At 68.2% G+C, this 20,750-nt stretch carries 17 protein-coding genes; 8 read left to right on the top strand and 9 right to left on the bottom strand.

Going from position 1 to position 20,750, the window contains the following annotated elements; translation table 11 throughout:
• Window positions 1-19: 19 nt before the first annotated feature.
• The 3 genes from VMD50_RS11440 to VMD50_RS11430 form a co-directional block, all read right to left on the bottom strand.
• Window positions 20-469, bottom strand: a complete 450-nt coding sequence (locus tag VMD50_RS11440; protein WP_325427862.1) for a DUF6941 family protein — start codon at window positions 467-469, stop codon at window positions 20-22.
• Window positions 470-633: 164 nt separating this feature from the next.
• Window positions 634-981, bottom strand: coding sequence for a DUF732 domain-containing protein (locus VMD50_RS11435; protein WP_325427860.1), 348 nt, complete (start codon window positions 979-981; stop codon window positions 634-636).
• A gap of 154 nt (window positions 982-1,135) precedes the next feature.
• Window positions 1,136-2,995 carry a DUF4407 domain-containing protein gene (locus tag VMD50_RS11430; protein ID WP_325427858.1) on the bottom strand — a complete coding sequence of 620 codons (1,860 nt, stop codon included), beginning with the start codon at window positions 2,993-2,995 and terminating at the stop codon, window positions 1,136-1,138.
• A gap of 217 nt (window positions 2,996-3,212) precedes the next feature.
• On the opposite strand from VMD50_RS11430, the gene VMD50_RS11425 reads away from it, so the two are divergent.
• A complete protein-coding gene (locus VMD50_RS11425) occupies window positions 3,213-3,770 on the top strand; it encodes a hypothetical protein (RefSeq protein ID WP_325427856.1) in 558 nt (185 codons plus the stop codon).
• A 79-nt stretch (window positions 3,771-3,849) separates the two neighbouring features.
• A complete protein-coding gene (locus VMD50_RS11420; protein ID WP_325427854.1) occupies window positions 3,850-4,278 on the top strand; it encodes a type II toxin-antitoxin system Rv0910 family toxin in 429 nt (142 codons plus the stop codon).
• An 18-nt stretch (window positions 4,279-4,296) separates the two neighbouring features.
• Here the strand turns inward: VMD50_RS11420 and VMD50_RS11415 are convergent, their stop codons facing one another.
• The 5 genes from VMD50_RS11415 to malQ form a co-directional block, all read right to left on the bottom strand.
• Entirely contained in the window at window positions 4,297-4,479 is a 183-nt protein-coding gene (locus VMD50_RS11415) for a hypothetical protein (RefSeq protein WP_325427852.1), read from the bottom strand.
• A gap of 91 nt (window positions 4,480-4,570) precedes the next feature.
• A complete protein-coding gene (locus tag VMD50_RS11410; RefSeq protein WP_325427872.1) occupies window positions 4,571-6,343 on the bottom strand; it encodes a molybdopterin-dependent oxidoreductase in 1,773 nt (590 codons plus the stop codon).
• A gap of 297 nt (window positions 6,344-6,640) precedes the next feature.
• Window positions 6,641-7,102 (bottom strand): nuclear transport factor 2 family protein, encoded by a 462-nt coding sequence (locus VMD50_RS11405; RefSeq protein WP_325427850.1) that lies wholly within the window; start codon window positions 7,100-7,102, stop codon window positions 6,641-6,643.
• Between the two features lie 4 nt (window positions 7,103-7,106).
• Window positions 7,107-8,000: an LLM class F420-dependent oxidoreductase gene (locus tag VMD50_RS11400; protein ID WP_325427848.1), complete on the bottom strand. Its 894-nt coding sequence runs from the start codon at window positions 7,998-8,000 to the stop codon at window positions 7,107-7,109.
• Between the two features lie 22 nt (window positions 8,001-8,022).
• Window positions 8,023-10,170: a 4-alpha-glucanotransferase gene (malQ, locus tag VMD50_RS11395; RefSeq protein WP_325427846.1), complete on the bottom strand. Its 2,148-nt coding sequence runs from the start codon at window positions 10,168-10,170 to the stop codon at window positions 8,023-8,025.
• Window positions 10,171-10,536: 366 nt separating this feature from the next.
• Here malQ and eccB point away from each other — a divergent pair, with 366 nt between their 5' ends.
• The gene (gene eccB / locus VMD50_RS11390) at window positions 10,537-12,060 is read left to right on the top strand and encodes a type VII secretion protein EccB (RefSeq protein ID WP_325427844.1); all 1,524 of its coding nucleotides are present in this window, start codon (window positions 10,537-10,539) and stop codon (window positions 12,058-12,060) included.
• Window positions 12,057-16,226 (top strand): type VII secretion protein EccCa, encoded by a 4,170-nt coding sequence (gene eccCa, locus VMD50_RS11385; protein WP_325427842.1) that lies wholly within the window; start codon window positions 12,057-12,059, stop codon window positions 16,224-16,226. Before eccB ends, eccCa begins: the two co-directional genes overlap by 4 nt.
• Before the next feature lie 54 nt (window positions 16,227-16,280).
• Here the strand turns inward: eccCa and VMD50_RS11380 are convergent, their stop codons facing one another.
• Window positions 16,281-17,456 carry a cytochrome P450 gene (locus tag VMD50_RS11380; protein ID WP_325427840.1) on the bottom strand — a complete coding sequence of 392 codons (1,176 nt, stop codon included), beginning with the start codon at window positions 17,454-17,456 and terminating at the stop codon, window positions 16,281-16,283.
• 274 nt (window positions 17,457-17,730) lie between these two features.
• Between VMD50_RS11380 and VMD50_RS11375 the strand changes: the two genes are divergently transcribed.
• From VMD50_RS11375 to VMD50_RS11360, 4 genes are all read left to right on the top strand, one after another.
• Complete coding sequence (locus tag VMD50_RS11375) at window positions 17,731-17,925, top strand: ferredoxin (RefSeq protein WP_325427838.1); 195 nt, start codon at window positions 17,731-17,733, stop codon at window positions 17,923-17,925.
• A 422-nt stretch (window positions 17,926-18,347) separates the two neighbouring features.
• The gene (locus tag VMD50_RS11370; protein ID WP_325427836.1) at window positions 18,348-19,658 is read left to right on the top strand and encodes a PPE family protein; all 1,311 of its coding nucleotides are present in this window, start codon (window positions 18,348-18,350) and stop codon (window positions 19,656-19,658) included.
• Window positions 19,659-19,870: 212 nt separating this feature from the next.
• Window positions 19,871-20,170, top strand: a complete 300-nt coding sequence (locus VMD50_RS11365; RefSeq protein WP_066912455.1) for a PE family protein — start codon at window positions 19,871-19,873, stop codon at window positions 20,168-20,170.
• 10 nt (window positions 20,171-20,180) lie between these two features.
• Window positions 20,181-20,750: PPE family protein (locus VMD50_RS11360; protein WP_325427828.1), on the top strand; the 570-nt coding region annotated here is incomplete at its 3' end.

Below are 20,750 nucleotides of genomic sequence, written 5' to 3'. Positions count from 1 at the left end.
GGTAGCCGCACCCTCGCGGCTAAGCGGGTCCCGCCGGCGCGTGCGGGGCACCGACGACAACGAACGCCTCGACCACCGTCGCCTGCTCGAAACCCTCGACCTCCACCCGCCACTCGTAGATCCCAGACTCCAGCGGGATTCCGGCCGGGATGTTGAGCGTGAGCGGCATGCGAACCGACGTGCCGTGGATCGCCCCCGGCGGGCGCCCGGCCTCCGCGGACGCTTCAAACGAGATCCGCTGGGGCCCCTGGGCTCCCCGCACCACCACCGGCTCACCGTCGGTGGTCAACAGCTGGCACGTCAGCTTGTGCGGCTTGTTGGTCTCATCCCAGTCGATGTCCAGGAACAGCACCAATGCGAAAGGGGGCGTTGGTGTTTGGCACTGCCGCCAGCCCAGCCCGAGGGCATGCACCTTGCCGGATTGAACGTCGGCCTGCGCCGCGTCGGCGAGGAACAGGCTTATCTTCATGCGCCGGCCGGAGCCACGATCGTTCCCGCGATTCTCACCGCGAGATCCTGCCCTGCCATCGCCGCCGCCTCACGAGATCCACGGTACTTCCCCGCCCTGGTCGGGAGGATCATACCTTCGCGTGAATCAGCTACTGCGCCCGCGCACCGCGGCGATCTTTTCGGCTATGCCCCGCTGGGCTTCGGCGCCGGGCCTTGATCCTCGGTTTGGGACAGCTTTTCGGGGCAGTACGCGGATGCCGCGATCGCCGCGAACTTGGCGGCGCCCTGGCCCTCGAACCCCGGGTTGCGGTCCTGCAGGTCCTTGACGATCTCCTCGCCGGTCATCCCGCCGTCGGCCAGGCTGCACACCTGTTTGCCGGCCGTGATCGCGCGGTCGGCGTTCAGGTATGTCAGCCCGGCTTGTGTCAGCGCGGTGAGGAAGGCTTGGTCTTTGGCGTCGGGGTCGGCGTAGGCCGGGGCGGCCGTGCCGATCACCACGGCGACGCCGGCCATCAGCAGCGCGAGTCTCATAGTTCCGTGATTGTTCCAAAGCGGCGGCAAGCGTGCATCCTTCGTGGCCGAACGGAACCTTAACGGCAGCTGACCCCGCAATGAAATCCGGGTGATCCGAAATTCGGTGATCCGAAATCCCGGTGATCCGAATGGCCCTGCCCGGCAATGGCGCTCACTGGCCGGGCGGCAACTGGCGCGGGCCTTCGGGGCCGCGCAATTGGCGCGGGCCCTCCCGTTGGGTGAGCTCGCCCGTGCGGTCGCGCTCGGCCGGCCCGAGCGCCGGATCCTCGATGTCCCTCGCGGCCACCCCCCGCGCTGAAGGATATTGCCGGTGGCTCCCCACTCCATGGCGGGTGACGGGGCCGCGCCGCTCGCGAGACGACGCTACCCGCGCCGCCGCGGGACTCTCCGCATGGTGCGGCGCTTGCCCGCTGCTCTCGGCGCTTTCCGAATCGAACGTCACCTTGTGGGTGCGCTTGAGCGAGAACCTGATCTCCTCGACCTCTTCGAAGACCTGACGCGCGGTGCGCAGCGGCTGGGTCGTGTTGTCGATCACCCGCGCGACGAACGGCGGCACCAACGGGCGAATCCAGCGGGCCGCGGCCTTGGTGGCGTCGGGGATGGACGGAATCAACGGCGTCGCGCGCTCAGCACGCGGTTCATGGGGTTCGACCTCGCCGCGCGGCTCGATGTGCGCAGGCAGGTTCTCGGGGGCCGCCTCGGCCACGACTTCCTCGACTTCCTCGACTTCCTCGGCGGCGGGCGGCGCGGGTGCCGGTGGGGCGATCGCCCGGCTGGCCGCCTCGGCTTCCGCGGCGATCGGCAGGTAGATGTCGTCCTCCGCCGGCTCGAACGCACGGTGCGACGGGGTGCGCACCGGGGCCTCGAGGGCTTCGGTCACCCGCCGGCGTTGCTGTTCCCGGTCGATCTCGGTCTGGGCCTCGATGGCAAGCCGGGCCTGCGTGAGTTGGTGCTCGGCCCACATGATTTCGGCCTCGCGGCGAACCTGCGCCCGCTTGATCGCGATCGCGGTGTCGGCTTCGAGATCGGCGCGTTCCTGGTCCGCGCGCGCCGTGGCGTGGCGGTCGTGGCTCGTCTCGCCACGCCACAGCCGCAGGATCAGCGGCAGCAGGCAAAGCAGCGCGAAGAAGGCGATCGTCACCAGCCGCAGCGCCAAAGCCCCGGCGCCGGCGAACGTCAGGTCGTTCATCGCCACCCAGCGTGCGCCCAGGCCCCGGCCGGCGTCCGCAACCACGCCCTGCCGTGCCTGGTTCAGGGCCAGCTCCTCGCGGGTGATCCTGGCGTCCAACCCGGGAGCTTGGCCGTCACGAGCGGCCAGCGCGTTGTCCAGCTCGTGCTGGGCGTCGGCGAGAAGCTCGTTCGCCGTCCGTGTTTCCGGCCCGGACCCGGGGACGCCGGTGATCCGGGTCTGCGGGCAGGCCGGGGTGGGGTTGTATTCACAGCGCGCGACGACCAAGGCCTGGTCCTGGTGCTCGCGAGCCCGCTCGACGGCCCGATCGAGCCCAGTGCGCGCGTCCTTGTCCTGTTGCAGCGATGCCGACGCCTGCGCGACGGCCGGCGCCGAGTCGGCGCCGCGTAAGGCCCGCTCGTCGAGGCGGCGGTCGATCGAGCTGGAAAAGATGACGAGCGCGGCGAGCTCGCCGACGACGCCGCCGACCGCCACCGCGACGGCCGCACGTGCGGCGATGCCGGGCCAGCGCCGGTCGGGCCCGCCGGCGGTGCCGCGCGCCACCGCGCCCACCAGCAGGCCGAAGACCAGCGTGAGCGGCACGACGGCGAGCATCGACCACCGCGTCGCCTCGCTCACCGCCAAGCCGGCGACCAGCCATGCCAGCAGGGCGCCGAGCAGCACGACCGCGCCCGCCAAGGCTTCATCGGCGTGGGTGGACCGCTCGTGGCGTTCACCGCGTTCGCGCCAGTGCCCGCCGCCGAGCCACGTGAGCGGTCCCTCGATCCGGGACAGGAACGACCGCGGCTCGGCAACCGGCTCGGTCATCTTATGGGCGCACATCAGCTCCAAACACCTCCAAGTCAGTCAAGCGTCCCAGGCCGGCGGCCGAACACCGAATCGAAGCGCCACGCGTGTGGTGATCTTCACAGCGCAAAGGTTGGGTGCGGATCACATCCTCGTGATATCCGCCCTGGTCCGGGCCACCTCCGCCGCGAATTGCTGCGACGCGAGCAGATCAGCGGCCGTTCCGGCAGGGGACGTGAGACGGTATAAGCCTATGCAAAATCGCGATTATGTCACCTACGAAGAGTTCGGCCGCAGATTCTTCGAGGTCGCCGTCACCCCCGAGCGTGTCGCCGCCGCTTTCGCAGAAATCGCGGGCAACGAGTTCGCCATGGAGCCGATCGCTCAGGGCCCGGGCGGTATCGCCAAGGTCAGCGCCAACGTCAAGATTCAGGACCCGAAGGTCACCCGCCGTCTGGGTGACGACATCACGTTCGTCATCCACATCCCGCTGTCGATCGATCTGCTGTTGGACCTGCGGCTCGACAAGCAGCGGTTCGTGGTCTCCGGAGACATCGCGTTGCGCGCCACGGCACGCGCCGCGGAGCCCCTGCTCCTGATCGTCGACGTCGCAAAGCCGCGGCCCTCCGACATCACCGTCAATGTGTCGTCGAAGTCCTTCCGCGGCGAGGTGCTGCGCGTCCTGGCCGGTGTCGACGGCGAGATCCGTCGCTTCGTCGCTGCGTACGTCGCCGAGGAAATCGACTCACCGCAGTCCCAGGCCGCGCAAGTCATCGATGTGGCCCACCAGTTGGAGGAGGCCTGGCCCTAAGGGGCCGCGATCGGGTTTATCTCTTCGTCGGCGCCGGGTATGCCGTCCAAACCGACCGTCTCACGAGGAGCGAGAAGACTTGGCACGAGTAGATGTTTCGATGTCGTCGGATGTGGAACCGGAGACCGCCTGGAAGCTCGCGTCCGACCTGCGCCGATTCGATGAGTGGCTGACGATTTTCGGCGGCTGGCGCGGGCCGGTTCCCTCGACCATCGCGAAGGGCACCTGCGTGTCGTCGTGCATCAAGGTCAAGGGCTTCCGCAACATCATCCACTGGGAAGTCACCTGTTATGGCGCACCGGAATCGATTGAGCTGCAAGGCCGCGGCCGGGGCGGAATCCGGATCGCCGTCGGGGTGACCATCTCCGACGACCATCCCGGATCGAAGTTTCATCTCACCGCGGACCTGAAGGGCGGGGTGCTCAGCGGGCCGGTCGGGGGGCTGGTCGCCAGGGTTGTGCGATCCGACATTCGCACCTCGGTCAACAACCTGGCATCCCTGCAGTAACCGAAACCGGACCCAAACCTACGGAGCCCACCGCGCCGGCTGGCCCGCCGGACATCCGGATTCGGCGTCGCGAATCCGCCTGCCGTCCACGGCAAGCCACGCCAGGCCGGCCCCGAAGGTCAGCAATCCGACGATCGCCCGACAATGACGAGCCCGGGCGAGCGCTTCCGCATCCCCGCGGGCCCGCGTGCTGTGCTTCATGAACTTCCCCCCGAATGGCGCTTCGTTCCACCGCTTCTGTGCGGCTACCCGAAACACCATCGGGGAAAACGACTTCGGGGGAGCGGCGGCCCTACAGCGTCTGGTGCCGCCCGAAATACTTGTGGTCCTCGCTGTAGCCGCCGTAACCGCTGCCGATGTCGCGATAGTCGGCGACGAACTCGATCCCTTTGATCCACTTCACCAGCTTGAAGCCGTGCTGCAGCTCGTTGCGCAGCCGCAGCGGCTTGCCGTGCATGTACGGGAGTGGCTTGTCGTTCATGTTGTAGGCCAGCATCGTCATGTGGTGGTCCATCTGGCCGATGTGGTGGGCGTTGTAGTAGATGCCACCGGTGGCGCCGAGGCCCATCGAGTAGAACACTGCCCATTTCGCCTCGGGCAGCGGTTTGACGATGTCCATGATCGCCTTCATCTGGACGCCGCCCCACTTGGCCACCCCGGACCACGCCTGGATGCAGAAGTGCTGGCTGATCTGCTCGTGGTAGGGCAGCGCCTTGAGGTCGTCCAGCGAGAATTCCATCGGATGCTCGACCAGGCCGTAGACCTTCAGCCGCCAATCGCGAAAGTCGTTGGCCTCCAACTCTTTGTACTCGACGGTCTCCGGCAGGCGGCCGTTGCGCCAGTGGTGGGGTGAGATGTCCTTTTCGGTGAAGGCACCGGGCTTGGGGTCGAGCTGTTCGAGCATGCGCTGGAACGGGCCGACGAGCGCATACCCGACCCGCTGGATCACCCGGGGATGGCGAATGGTGAAGGGGGTGGCCCAAACCCACGCGACGGCCGTCACCACCATCGCCGCGGCGAAGATCCCGAAACCCAGCCAGCTGTCGTCGTCGCGCGAGGCGAACATGTGGTTGAGGTTTCGCAGCGCACCGGTCGTCAAGACCATCGTCACGTGGACCAGGATGAAGAACAGGAAGTACACCAGCACAACGAAATGCAGGGAGCGCGCGTGCTGAATGCTCAGCCGCTTGCTGAGCCAGTGGACGCGCTGCGACAGCGCCGGCGACATCCCCAGGCCGGTGATCACGGCCGCGGGAGCGGCGATGAAGACCGTGGTGAAGTAAGCCAGCAACTGCAGGCCGTTGTAGGCCACCCACCCGTTGTCGGTCGGCCAGTCCAGCGACAGGTACTGAATCGCCACCGAAGCGGCGTTGGGGAAGACGTCCCAGCTGGTGGGCACGATGTGACGCCACTGGCCGGTGGCGAACAAGAGCACGTAGAAGACCAGCCCGTTGAGCAGCCACAAAACGTCGATGCCGAGGTGCCACCACCGGGCCAGCCCGATGGAGTGCCGGAATCCGGGCAGGCCGAGTTGCGGTGGCAGCGCGACGGTGTCGGCGTTGGCCGTCCACAACTCGTCATCCGGGACCGGCGGGCCCACCCGCAGCCACTCGTCCTTGCCGGGGGTGGCGTTGCGGCTGAAGTACAGCCGGGGATGGTCGCACAGAATCTGGATCCCCGTCCTGATGATGAACGTCATCATGAACAGGTTGAAGAAGTGGGTCCACCCGATCCATGCGGGCAGGCCCGGGCTGACGCCCGAATGGGTGTCGGTGCCGGGGTGACGCTGGATGAAGGACTGCACGGCCGGCATGTTGTGCAGGCCTTTGCCGATCGCCACTCCCGCGACCAGCAGGGCAAAGCCGATCGGAATCAACCACAGCAGGTTGAACCACTTGTCGCGTCCGACGCGCAGCTTGGGGGCCGTCGCCCGCCTGGTGAGGTCGAAGCCGCCACCGTAGCTCTCCACGTCGATGGTGTCCTCGGCGGTGTGTATCTCGTTGCGGAAGTCCGGGATCTCCGCCAGCGGCGTGCCCGCTGCGACTGTCGATACGGAGCCGTCCAACGCCGCCCGCCCCCCGGCGGTCCCGGCGGAATCAACACGCAGGTCCCGATGTTCGGTGTTCGTCACGCGGCCGAAAATACATGAACCGGCTTGGATAAATTGGACTCGATCGGAAAACAACGGCGCCCCCTTGGGGCGTCCTGTGCCGTGTGGTCGTCGGCAACAGTTGCCGACGGGCAAAATCCGCCTCGGCACCAATAGCGATAGCCGCAGCTGCCTATCAAATCGTTAGTTTCCGCCGCAAACTCGGTTCCTTGGCGGTCACTGTGAGTTTGGGCATAACCTTCTGGACGCCGGCTACGCAGGGTCGCGCGGAAGCAATTTCCGGGCCGGGCGGGTCTCAATCGCATTGATGGTCAGGGCGCGGCGACTGATCCGCCAGCCGGCGTCCGTCAGGCGATAGTCGTCGTCGTAGCGCACGTGCCACACCACGTCGACGACCTCATCCCCGCGCCGGCTCCAGTGGTGCGCGATGCACGCGACGCGCCCGGTGGCGGCGCCGGGGCCGGCGCCCTCGTCATAGACCTCACCGATGACGGCGTGCTCGGTGCGTGTGACGGCGGCGACGGCGGCCGCGATGGCCTGCCGACCCCGGTGAGAATGAACGGGCTCCAGCGCGGCCGGCGGCTCGGGCAGCAGCAACTCGGCCGTCTCGGTGAAAAGCTTCACGGCGCAGTCGAATTGGCGGTCGTCGACGTTGGCCGCGTAGCGGTGCACCACATCGCTCAGGGCCATCCGGTCGTCGACTGAAAGGGTCATAGGGTCAGGGGACCAGGGACAGCCGTTGCGCGCACGCCGACAGGATGTCCTTGGCCTCCTCGATATCGGCGGTCGGCGGCATCGCCAACACGATCCGGTCCGCGCCCTGATCGATGAGGCCGCCCGCGCGTTCGGCGTCGATCTTGGTGACCGCGTGGCCCAGCGACACTTCCAGGGCCGCCGGATCGCGGCCCGCCGCGGACGCCTCGTCACGCATCAGCGCGATCAGCGACGCGAGTTGCGGGCCCGCCACACCCAAGGGTTGGAAGCCGTCGCCCAAGCGGCCCGCACGGCGGGCCGCCGCCCGGCTGTGCCCGCCGATGTGGATCGGAAGCCTTTCGGCCGCAATGGGTTTCGGATAGCACATGACGTCGTCGAAGTCGAAGAACTCGCCGTGATGCGAGGCCCCCTGCGGGCGGTCGGCCCACAGCGCCCGCAGCACGGCCAACTGCTCGTCGACCCGCCTGCCCCGGCTGTCGAACTCCGCGCCGCAGGCGGCGAGCTCTTCCTTGAGCCAGCCCACGCCCACGCACAGCCGCAGCCTCCCGCCCGAGAGCGCGTCGACGGTCGCCGCCCGCTTGGCGAGCACCACCGGATGGTGGTTGGGCAGCACCAGCACCCCGGTGGCCAGCCCGAGGCGGCCGGTGTGGCCGGCCAGGAAGGCCAGCAGGTCGAGCGGGTCGGGGATGGGGCAGTCGGCGCTCAGGCCGACCCGCCCGGAGCTGTCGTAGGGATAAACGCTGTCATAGCGGGTGACCAGCACGGTGTGCTCGACGACCACGATCGATTCGAACCCGCAGCGCTCCAGGTGGCCCGCGAAGCTCACCATCCACTCGGGATCCGCGGTGACACCGTCGGCCACCGGGGCCACCACCCCTACTTTGAGGGAAGCGTTCATGGGCCCGAAGCTAACAGGCCACCTACGCCGGGGGCGCGATCGCCGCGCGGACGGCCTCGGCCAGGGAGGCGGCCCGGGGATCGGTGAAAACCTCCTCGAGCGTGAGCGGCCGGCCGTCGGGCCCGGTCAGCGGAACCCGCCAGTTGGGGTATTCGTCGGTGGTCCCGGGCTGGTTCTGGGTCCGGCGGTCACCGACGGCATCGGTGAGCGCGACCCCCAGCAGGCGCGACGGCGTCCGGCCGAGATACCGGTGCAGCGCCAGCACGAGGAATTCCGGGTCGTCTTCGCCGTCGCCGAGCAGGCCGGCCCGGCGCAGCTCCGCCATCCACGCCGACAGCTCGGCGCGGCCGGATTCGAGCTCGGCCTCCACGGGCCGGGTCAGCAACCCCAGGGACTCCCGCAGCCGCACGTGGTCGCCCGCCAGGTAACCGGCCGTCGGCGGCAGATCGTGGGTGGTGACCGATGACAGGCAGTACTCACGCCAGCGCTCGGCGGGCAGTGGGCCGCCGTTTCCGTCGCGGTCCAGTTCGAACCAGAGGATCGACGTCCCCAGCACGCCGCGCAATAAGAGGTAGTCGCGCACCCAGGGTTCGACGGTGCCGAGGTCCTCGCCCACGACGAGCGCCCCGGCTCGGTGTGCCTCCAGGGCGACGATGCCGACCAGCGCCTCGTGGTCGTAGCGCACGTAGGTGCCCTGCGTGGGCGGTGCGCCCTGCGGGATCCACCACAGCCGGAACAACCCGATGATGTGGTCGATCCGGAGACCGCCGGCATGCCGCAGCTGCGCCCGGATGAGGGCGCGAAAGGGCCGGTACTCGCACTCGTCCAGCCGGTCCGGACGCCACGGCGGCTGCGACCAGTCCTGGCCGAGTTGGTTGAACTCGTCCGGCGGCGCACCCGCCGTCACGCCCAGCGCCATCACCTCCTGCAGCGCCCAGGCGTCGGCGCCGCCGGGGTGCACGCCGACGGCGAGATCGTGCATGACACCCAACGCCATCCCGGCCCGGATCGCCTGCGACTGCGCCGAGGCGAGCTGTTCGTCGAGCTGCCACTGCAGCCAGCGGTGGAAATCGACTGCGTCCGAATTTCTTTCGACGAAACCGGCGACGCCGGCGGCGTCGGGATGCCGCAGCGAGTCCGGCCAGCGGTGCCAATCGCCGCCGTAGTCCTCGGCCAGCGCGCAATAGACGGCGAAGTCGTCGAGTGGGGTTCCCTCCCGCTCACGGAACGCGGCGTAGGCCAGCTCGCGGCCCGCCGACCGCGGCACTTCGTGCAGCAGCTTGAGCGCCGCGCGTTTGGCCGCCCACGCGCCGTCGCGGTCGATGGCGTCGAGCCGGCCGGCCCGCCGTCGGACGTCCGACCGCAGCCGGCGCACCCGGCCACGCTTGGGGAGGTCGGCGTATTCCACGATTGCCTCGACGCGGAGATAGATCGGGTTGACGAACCGGCGCGAGGTCGGCAGGTACGGCGACGGCTCCATCCGGCCGGTCCGCCCCGAAAACCCGGCCGCGTGCAGCGGATTGATCAGCACGTAGTCGGCGCCGTGGCGGGACGCCGACCAGACCGCCAGGTCGGTCAGGTCGGTGAGGTCACCGACGCCCCACGACTGCCGGGACCGCACGCTGTAGAGCTGGGCGGTCAGCCCCCACGCGCGCCGGGCCCCGAGCTGCTCCGGCAGGCCGAGCCAGTCGGGCGTCACGATCAGCGCGGTGCTGGTTTCGGAGTCGCCGGACCGCAGATGAACGCGGTGGTAGCCCAGTGGCAGGTCGGCGGGCAGGACGAAGCTCGCCTCGCCGATCCAGCGTCCGTCCAGATCGAATGGCGGCGTGAAGTTGTCGACCTGCTGCACCCCGCCGCGCACGGTGCCGTCCTCCAGCTGCAGCCACACCTCGGCCGGGTCACCGTGGGTGACGTGCGCCCAGAACCGGATCGGCTCGCCGGTGCGCCCGACGATGGTCGCCGGCATCCGACGCTCCCAGTACGACCGCCGGTGCGCGGTCAGGGCCGCGTTGCGCTCCTGTTCGGTTCCGGCCGCGACCCCGAGTGCGGCCAGCACCGCCACCAGCGTCTCCGCGGGCACGGGCACCGAGCGACCGGTCCAGTCCTCGTAGTCGGTCGCGATGCCGAACCGGCGGGCGAGTTCGACCAGCGAGGGCGCGAGCTCAGTCATGCGCCCATCTTGCTTGAGAACGCCGCGACCCGGCCCGGTCGGGTCGGCCGGCTTTGACCGGAAGTGACCGTTCGGCAGGACTGGTTGGCCATCCGCGGTTAACATGCCCAGTGAAGACGTGAAGAATCCAGCCCGGGGGATGAGTGGAGCAGCAAAAGTGCCGGTGCGGTTTGCAAGCCTGGCGCTCGAAAGACGCAGGATTCGTCCGCCCAGCCAGACGTAAATAGAAGGTGAAGGGCTCGGCAACGCGTGGCGAGGTCGGGGCGGGTCCCTTACGGTTGTCACGGTTGTACGAAGCAATTCGCGCAACGGATACTTTCAGGGACAATATCCAGGGCGTTCAAGCAGACCGGATGGTGAAATAGCGTGGCTGAAGAGAGTCGCGGGCAGCGGGGGTCGGGATACGGCCTCGGGTTGTCGACCCGCACCCAGGTGACGGGTTATCAGTTCCTGGCCCGCCGTACCGCGATGGCGCTGACCCGCTGGCGGGTCCGCATGGAGATCGAGCCGGGGCGGCGCCAGACGTTGGCCGTCGTCGCCTCCATCTCCGCGGCGCTGGTGATCTGCCTGGGCGCGCTGTTGTGGTCCTTCCTCAGCCCGTCGGGCCAGATCAACGAGTCGCCGATCATCGCCGACCGCGACTCCGGCGCGCTGTATGTCCGCGTGGGCGACAAGTTGTACCCGGCGCTGAACCTCGCATCGGCGCGGCTGATCACCGGGCGGCCGGACAACCCCCACCTGGTGCGGTCCAGCCAGATCGCGAACCTGCCCCGCGGTCCCCTGGTGGGCATCCCGGGCGCACCCTCGCATTTCGCGCCCAAGACTCCCTCCGCCTCGTCGTGGCTGGTGTGCGACACGGTGGCCGGTTCGACCGGCACGGGTGCGCCGTCCGGGGTGACGGTGACGGTGATCGACGGCACCCCGGACCTCAGCGGCCACCGCCAGGTGCTCAACGGGTCGGACGCCGTGGTGCTGAGATACGGCGACGAGGCGTGGGTGGTCCGACAGGGGCGCCGGTCGAAAATCGACGCGACGAACCGCTCGGTCCTGCTGCCGCTGGGTTTGACTCCCGAGCAGGTGAGCATGGCAAAGCCGATGAGCCGCGCCCTCTACGACGCGCTGCCGGTGGGGCCCGAATTGACGGTGCCCGAGATTCCGTACGCGGGTTCGCCGGCGACGTTCGCGGGCGCGCCCGGCCCGGTGGGGACGGTCATCGTCACACCGCAAATCAGTGGGCCGCAACAGTATTCGCTGGTGTTGGCCGACGGAGTGCAGACGCTGCCCCCGTTGGTGGCCCAGATCCTGCAGAACGCGGGCGGCCCGGGCGGTAACACCAAGCCGGTCACGGTGGAACCGTCGGCGTTGGCGAAGATGCCGGTTGTCAACAAGCTGGACCTGTCGTCGTACCCCGACAACCCGTTGAACGTGATGGATATGCGGGAGAACCCGGCGACCTGCTGGTGGTGGCAGAAGGCCTCCGGTGAGAACCGGGCCCGCATCCAGGTCGTGTCCGGCTCGACGCTTCCCATCCCGACCAAGGAATCGGGCAAGGTCGTGTCGTTGGTGAAGGCCGACACGACCGGCCGCGAGGCCGACCAGGTGTACTTCGCTTCCGATCACGCGAACTTCGTGGCCGTCACCGGCAACGACCCCGGCGCCAAGACGACGGAGTCGCTGTGGTGGCTGACGGACGCGGGCGCCCGGTTCGGGGTGGACGACACCCGCGAGGCCCGCGAGGCGTTGGGCTTGAAGACCACGCCGAGCCTGGCGCCCTGGGTGGCGCTGCGGCTGCTGCCACAAGGCCCGACCCTGTCCCGAGCAGACGCTTTGGTGGAGCACGACACCCTACCGATGGACATGTCCCCTGGAGATTTGGTGGTACCCAAGTGAAGCGCGGATTTGCCCGGCCGACGCCGGAGAAGCCCCCGGTCATCAAGCCGGAGAACATTGTCCTACCGACCCCGCTGAGCATCCCGCCGCCCGAGGGCAAGCCCTGGTGGATCGTGGTGGTCGGCGTCGTGGTGATCGGCCTGCTGGGCGGCATGATCGCCATGACCTTCGCCAGCGGCTCGCACGTGTTCGGCGGCGTCGGCGCGATTTTCCCGATCTTCATGATCGGCGGCATGGCGATGATGATGTTCGGCGGCCGGTTCGGCGGCCAGCAGCAGATGAGCCGGCCGAAGCTGGACGCGATGCGCGCCCAGTTCATGCTGATGCTCGACATGCTGCGCGAGACGGCCCACGAGTCGGCCGACAGCATGGACGCCAACTACCGGTGGTTCCACCCGGCGCCCGACACGCTGGCCGCGGCCGTCGGCGCGTCGCGGATGTGGGAGCGCAAGCCCGACGGCAAGGACCTCAACTTCGGTGTGGTCCGCGTCGGCGTGGGCATGACGCGCCCCGAGGTGACCTGGGGTGAGCCCCAGAACATGCCGACCGACATCGAGCTGGAGCCGGTGACGGGTAAGGCGCTGCAGGAATTCGGGCGCTACCAGAGCGTCGTCTACAACCTGCCGAAAATGATCTCGCTGCTGGTGGAGCCGTGGTACTCGCTCATCGGGGACCGCGAGCAGGTGCTGGGCCTGATGCGGGCGATCGTCTGCCAGCTGGCGTTCTCCCACGGGCCCGACCACGTGCAGATGATCGTGGTCAGCTCTGATCTGGAGCAGTGGGACTGGGTGAAGTGGCTGCCGCACTTCGGTGACCCGCGCCGCCAGGACGCGGCGGGCAACGCGCGGATGGTCTACAGCTCGGTGCGCGAGTTCGCCGCCGAGCAAGCCGAATTGTTCGCCGGCCGTGGGTCTTTCACGCCCCGGCATGCCAGTTCGTCGGCGCAGACCCCGACGCCGCACACCGTCATCATCGCCGACGTCACGGACCCGCAGTGGGAGTTCGTGATCAGCGCCGAGGGTATCGACGGCGTGACGTTCTTCGACCTGACCGGCGCGCCGATGTGGGCGGCCGTCCCGGAGCGGACCTTGCGGTTCGACGACCGGGGCGTGATCGAGGCGCTGCCGCGCGACCGCGACACGTGGATGGTCATCGACGAAAACGCGTGGTTCTTCGCGCTGACCGACCACCTCAGCATCGCGGAGTCGGAGGAGTTCGCGCAGAAGCTGGCGCGCTGGCGGCTGGCCGAGGCGTACGAGGAGATCGGTCAGCGGGTGGCCCACATCGGCGCCCGGGACATCATGGCCTACTACGGGATCGACGACCCGGCCGACATCGACTTCGACTCCCTGTGGGGCAGCCGGACGGACTCGATGGGCCGGTCGCGGCTCCGGGCGCCGTTCGGCAATCGCTCCGACAACGGCGAATTGCTGTTCTTGGACATGAAATCGCTGGACGAGGGCGGCGACGGCCCGCACGGTGTCATGTCCGGAACGACCGGTTCGGGTAAGTCGACGCTGGTGCGTACCGTGATCGAGTCGCTGATGCTCGGCCACCCGCCGGAGGAGCTGCAGTTCGTGCTGGCCGACCTCAAGGGTGGGTCGGCGGTCAAGCCGTTCGCGGGCGTGCCGCACGTGTCGCGCATCATCACCGACCTGGAGGAGGACCAGGCGTTGATGGAGCGCTTCCTGGACGCGCTGTGGGGCGAGATCGCCCGCCGCAAGGCGATCTGCGACAGCGCCGGCGTCGACGACGCCAAGGAATACAACTCCGTGCGCTCCCGGATGCGGGCGCGCGGCCAGGACATGCCGCCGCTGCCGATGCTCGTCGTCGTCATCGACGAGTTCTACGAGTGGTTCCGCATTATGCCGACGGCCGTCGACGTCCTCGACTCCATCGGGCGTCAGGGCCGCGCCTACTGGATCCACCTCATGATGGCGTCGCAGACCATTGAAAGCCGGGCCGAAAAGCTCATGGAGAACATGGGTTACCGGCTGGTGCTGAAGGCGCGCACCGCAGGCGCGGCGCAGGCGGCCGGCGTGCCGAACGCGGTGAACCTGCCGGCCCAGGCCGGTCTTGGTTACTTCCGTCGCAGCCTCGAGGACATCGTCCGGTTCCAGGCCGAGTTCCTGTGGCGGGACTACATTTCCCGCGGGATCACCATCGACGGCGAGGTAGCCCCGGCGTTGGTGCACAGCATCGATTACGTTCGCCCGCAGTTGTTCACCAACTCGTTCACCCCGCTCGAGGTGAGCGTCGGGGGACCGGAGCTGGAGCCGGTGGCGATCCAGTCGAACGGCGAGGCGCGCGAGGCGGCCGAAGCCGAGGGCGAGGACGACGAGGAAGGGATCAGGACCCCGAAGGTCGGCACGGTGATCATCGATCAGCTGCGCAAGATCGACTTCGAGCCCTACCGGCTGTGGCAGCCGCCGCTGACCACTCCCGTGGCCATCGACGAGCTGGTCAATCGGTTCATCGGTCACCCGTGGCAGCAGGATTACGGCACCGCCCAGAACCTGGTGTTCCCGATCGGGATCATCGACCGCCCGTTCAAGCACGACCAGCCGCCGTGGACGGTTGACACGTCCGGGCCCGGTGCCAACGTCCTGATCCTGGGGGCCGGCGGGTCGGGCAAGACCACGGCGCTGCAGACGCTGATCTGCTCGGCCGCGCTGACGCACACGCCGGAGCAGGTGCAGTTCTACTGCCTGGCCTACAGCGGCACCGCGCTGACCACGGTCGCCCGTTTGCCGCACGTCGGTGAGGTGGCCGGTCCGACGGATCCCTACGGTGTGCGCCGTACGGTGGCCGAACTGCTGGCGCTGGTCCGCGAACGCAAGCGCACCTTCCTCGAATACGGCATCGCCTCGATGGACGTGTTCCGTCGCCGCAAGTTCGCCGGTGAGGCGGGCCCGGTGCCCAACGACGGGTTCGGCGACGTCTACCTGGTCATCGACAACTACCGCGCGTTGGCCGAGGAAAACGAGGTACTGATCGAGCAGGTGAACCTGATCATCAACCAGGGTCCCTCGTTCGGTGTGCACGTGGTCGTCACCGCCGATCGCGAATCGGAGCTGCGGCCGCCGGTGCGAAGCGGTTTCGGCTCCAGGATCGAGTTGCGTCTGGCCGCGGTGGAGGACGCCAAGCTGGTGCGTTCCCGGTTCGCCAAGGAAGTTCCGGTCAAACCGGGTCGCGGCATGGTCGCGGTCAACTACGTCCGCCTCGACGCCGACCCGCAGGCCGGCCTGCACACGCTGATCGCCCGGCCCGCGCTGGCCAGCACGCCCGCCAACGTGTTCGCGTCCGACAGCATCATCGAGGCGGTCAGCCGCCTCGCGAGCGGCCAGGCCCCGCCGGTGCGCCGGCTACCCGCGCGCTTCGGCGTGGAGCAGGTGCGCGAGCTGGCCGCCCGCGACACCCGCCAAGGGGTGGGCGCCGGCGGAATCGCCTGGGCCATCTCGGAATTGGACCTGGCGCCGGTCTATCTCAACTTCGCCGAGAACGCGCACCTGATGGTGACGGGCCGGCGCGAGTGTGGGCGCACCACGACGCTGGCCACCATTATGTCCGAGATCGGCCGGCTCTACGCGCCGGGGTCCAGCAGCGCACCGACACCCCCGGCCGGGCGGCCCTCGGCCCAGGTGTGGCTGGTCGACCCGCGCCGTCAGCTGCTGACCGTGCTGGGCTCGGAGTACGTCGAGAAATTCGCGTACAACCTCGACGGCGTTCAAGAGATGATGAACGAGATGTCGGCCCTGCTGGCCAGCCGCGAACCACCGCCCGGCCTGTCGGCGCAAGAGCTGCTGGCGCACTCCTGGTGGAGCGGCCCGGAGATCTTCTTGATCGTCGACGACATCCAGCAGCTGCCGGCGGGCTTCGATTCGCCGCTGCACAAGGCCGCCGCCTGGGTGACCAGGGCCGCTGACGTCGGCTTGCACGTGATCGTGACCCGCACCTTCGGTGGATGGTCGTCGGCGGGCAGCGACCCGATGCTGCGGGCGCTGCACCAGGCGAATGCGCCGCTGCTGGTGATGGACGCCGACCCCGACGAGGGCTTCATCCGCGGCAAGATGAAGGGCGGCCCGCTGCCCCGCGGCCGAGGCCTGCTGATGGCCGAGGACACCGGTGTGTTCGTCCAGGTGGCGGCCACCGAGTTCCGCAAATAGGAGCCCGAATAGGACCAGCCCGTTGCGCTGGGGTTGACTCTGATCGACGGAAGATCAACCCCAGTGCAGCGGTAATTCCTTGAGCGCGAACGTCTTCGACGGGAACTTGATTTCAGGGGCGTAATCCGCCGGCACCTCGAAGTCGGGGATCTGCTTGAGCCATTCGGCGACGATGATGGTCAGCTCGATCCGCGCCAGATGTGAACCGAGGCACCGGTGCGGTCCGCCGCCAAATCCCCAGTGCCGGTGCACCTTACCGTCCATGAACAGCTCATCGGTCGACATCGCGTCGGTGCCGTCGCGGTTCACCGCCGCCATGCACAACCGCACCGGCGTGCCCGCGGGCAGCGTCATGCCGCCCACGGTGACGATCTCCGTCGTGACCCGTGGCGCGACCGGTGCCGACGGCTCCAGCCGCACGATCTCTTCGATGAAAACCCTGATCTGCCTGGGGTTGTCGCGCAGCTGGTCGCGTAGCTGCGGCCGGCGCGCGAGTTCGTACAGTGAGAATCCGATCGCCGCGGTCACCGTGTCCAGACCCGCCAGGATCAGCAGGTGGCTCATGCCCAGCAGCTCCAGATCAGTGAAGTCGCCCTCGCCGGTCATCACTTGCGACAACATGTCCGAGCCCGGGTTTTCCCGGCGCTGCGCAATCGCATCGGTCAGGTAGGCCAACAGCTCGTGCGCCTTCTCGAAGTCGGCCGGGCTCAGGTAGGGCTTGTCGGCGATGATGGCGTCTTTCCAGTCGATGACGCGGTCACGGTCCTCGACCGGCAGACCGTAGAGATCGAGGAAAACCTGAAAGGGGTAGAGCCTTGCGAAATCCGCCATGGCGTCGCACTTGCCTCGTCCGGCGAGCTCGGCGATCATCTCGGCGGCGTGGCGCTGCAGCACCGGCCGGGACTTGCTCAGGCCCTGGGGGCTGAAGTAGGGCTGCAGGATCTTGCGGTAGCGGGTGTGCTCGGGCGGGTCGAACGCCAGCGGGATCACCGGCAACGGGCTGCCGGGGGGTTGCAGCGCAAGCCGCGATGAAAACACCTTGGGATTGCGCAGCGCGGCGAGCACGTCCTCGCGACGGGTCAGGTAGTAGTGGCCGTTCATGAACACCACCGGCCCGGCGTCCCGCAACGTCTTCCATCCGACACCCCGGTCGTCCGCCATCGGCAACTTGGTGTACTCAAGCCGCGGTAGGTGAAAGCTGCCCGGCTGGCCGTCGCCAAGAGTGCTCATGCGCCCTGATCTCCGCTTGTCTGTGTGGTTTTCGCGCCGCGGAGTGTCAGTCCCCAGGCCGCGCTTGAAACTTTCGCGTCACCGGTTTGTAGGTGGCACACCAATATCGCATGTGCGACCAGGGGGCACCAATCTGACCGGCGGTGAGTTTGGATCACTACGCGCGGCCGCCGGCGCTCGGCCTTCTCCCAGGGTTTGTCGACCGACTAATCTGGTTGTCCAGTCGTCAAGTCCCCGCTGGGAACTCCCCGAAACCGTCCAAGAAGGAAACCTCGTGAAGGTTCGTCTCGAAAAGTCCAGGTGCGTGGGCCATGCCCAGTGCTACGCCGTCGACCCAGACCTGTTCCCGATTGACGCGTCAGGCTATTCCATCCTCGAAGAACACGAGGTGCGGCCCGAGGACGAACAATTGACTCGCGACGGCGTGGCCTCCTGCCCGGAAATGGCGCTGATCCTCGAGGACGAGTAGCGGCGCAGCGGGGCAAGCCGAGAGCGAACGAAAGATGAACACCCGGTTGTTTGTCATGAACCGAGGATTGCCGGGAATGAACATTGGTTGGCCGGGAATGAACAGTTGGCATCGTCGGTCGGCGCGCCCCGGATGACCAGCTAATGTCGTTCGCGAGCGACAGTTCAAGCACCAACGAGCTGTCGCTCGGTTGCTGACAGCGGGATAGTCGAGGCAGATTGTTCATGTCGTTACTGGCCAGGCTTTCGGGAATCTTGGTGGCGGAGCACCTATCCGGGCACTGCGGACGGGTGCGCCCCAGTATTCCGACTATCCCGTCGGCTGGGTTTGCTGGTCAACAGGGTCGTGACCGCGCCCGTCATGGTTTCTACCTGACCGCCGCGATTGCCCACGCAATCGCGGCCGACTGAGGAGGACACGGGGTGTTCGACTTCGGAGCGTTACCGCCCGAAATCAATTCCGGTCGGATGTATGCGGGTCCGGGAGCCGAGTCGATAATGGTTGCCGCGACGGCCTGGGATGCGCTGGCGGCCGAGCTGAGCACGGCGGCTTCTGGCTACAACTCGGTGATCACGGAGCTCACCAGCGCGCCCTGGGTGGGACCCTCCTCGACGGCGATGGTGTCCGCGGTCGTGCCCTACGTGAGCTGGCTCAGCACGGCGGCGGGCCTGGCCGAGGAGAGCGCCAGCCAGGCGCGGGCGGCGGCGGGCGCCTTCGAGGCCGCCTTCGCGATGACGGTGCCGCCGCCGGTGATCGTGGCCAACCGGGTGTTGTTGGCGACGCTGGTCGCGACCAATTTCTTCGGGCAGAACACGCCGGCGATCATGGCCACCGAGGCCCAGTACATGGAGATGTGGGCCCAGGACGCCGCCGCCATGTACGGCTACGCCGCCTCCTCGGCGGCCGCCACGGTGCTGACCCCCTACCAGTCGCCGCCGAACACCAGCACGCCGGACGCACCCGCCCAGCAGGGCGCCGCGGTCGCCCAGGCCGCCGCCCAGCCGGCCGGCAACTCCGCGCAGACGGCGGCGCAGGCGGTCCAGGCCGCCTCGATCCCCCAGACCTTGCAGCAACTGGCCCTGCAGCAACTTTCGGGCTACCAATTCACGAACTGGCCGTTCTCGATGCTGCAGAACCAACTCCAAGATTTGCTCAAGTACGGGCTCCCCACCCCGACCAACGACTGGTTCAACGTCCCGGGCCTCATCAAGCCGGCGGTCGTGGGCTACCCGTCGACGTTCCCCTCCTCCGGTATCAGCCCGTTGTATAACGAGGGGCGCCAGTTCCTGCAGGCCTACTTCGGTGTCGGTCTCGGGAACTTCGGCTGGTCGATGGGCCAGCAGCTGACCTTCGGGCCCGGTGGTGCGACGGCCGGTGCGGGTGGTGCCTGGTTCCCGACGCCGCAGTTCGGTGGGCTGCATCTGGGCGCCGTGGGTGGCGGCCTTGGCGGCGTGCACCCCGCCGGAGCGGTGTCGGCGGGCACCGGCGCGGCCGGCAAGGTCGGAATGCTGTCGGTTCCGGCCAACTGGAGCACCCCGACATCGGAGGCGGCGGTCACGCTCGCCGCTTCGGAGCAGACCCCCGTGCAGGCCGGCGCGAACGCCGTGCCCGGAAACGCCATCCTGCGCGGCATGCCGATGGCCGGCGTGGGCCGGCGCACCGCGGGCTACGGTTACACCACCAAATACGGGTTCCGATATAGCGTGCTGACACGCCCGCCCTCGGCCGGATGACGAGGAGCGACGAGCGTGACCTACCAGCCGGCAAACCCGCCCAGGGTCGCCCGAAATGAACAGCAGTTGTCCACCAATGAACAGTTTGCGCTAAGGAGGCGCGACCCGAAGGGAATCCAATTAGTCTCACTAGCAAGCCATGTCTGAAGCGTACTTCAGCAGCAAATCTTTCCTTGATGGTCATCGAGCCTGAAAGTTGAGGAGGAAACCAAATGTCCTTTGTGACCACACAGCCAGAAGCGTTGGCAGCCGCCGCGGGCAGCCTGCAGGGCATCGGCTCGGCGTTGAGCGCCCAGAACGCCGCGGCTGCGGCCCCGACGACCGGGGTGGTGCCGGCGGCGGCCGACGAGGTGTCGGCGCTGACCGCGGCGCAGTTCGCCGCGCACGCCCAGATGTACCAGGCCGTCAGCGCGCAGGCGGCCGCCATTCACGAGCAGTTCGTCAGCACCCTGGGCATCAGCTCGGGGTCATACGCGGCGACCGAGGCGGCCAACGCGGCCGCGGCCGGCTAGGAGGTCAACGATGAGTGACTTGGGTATGTTGCCCCCGGAGGTCACCTCCGCGATGATCTACGCGGGCCCGGGCTCCGGGTCGATGATGGCCGCGGCCGCGGCGTGGAATGGGATTGCCGCCGAATTGACTTCGGCCGCTCTGGGCTACGACCAGATCGTCACCCAGCTGGCCGGCGAGGAGTGGCTGGGTCCCGCCTCGGCGTCGATGGCCTCGGCGGCGCAGCCGTACGTGCAGTGGATGACGACGACCGCCGGTCAGGCCGAGGAAGCCGCCACCCAGGCGCAGAACGCCGCGGCGGCCTACGAGACCGTGCTCGGCTCGGTGGTCCCCCCGCCGCTGATCGCGCTCAACCGCACGGAGCTGTCCCAGGCGATGGCGACCAACGTGCTGGGTCAGAACAACGGGATCATTTCGCAGCTGGAAGCCCAGTACCAGGAGTTCTGGGCGCAGAACTCCGCGGCGATGTACAACTACGCCGGTCAGTCCGCGGCGGCGGCCAAGGTGACGCCGTATCAAAACGCGCCGACGGTCGCCAATCCGGCCGCTGCTGCGGTCACTCAGTCCGCGGCGCCGGCCGCC

The organism is Mycobacterium sp. (genome assembly GCF_035506235.1).
In the GTDB taxonomy this organism is placed as follows: Bacteria; Actinomycetota; Actinomycetes; order Mycobacteriales; family Mycobacteriaceae; genus Mycobacterium.
The sequence above is the reverse complement of the archived record's forward strand: the minus strand, read 5'-3'. Positions and strand labels throughout refer to the sequence as shown.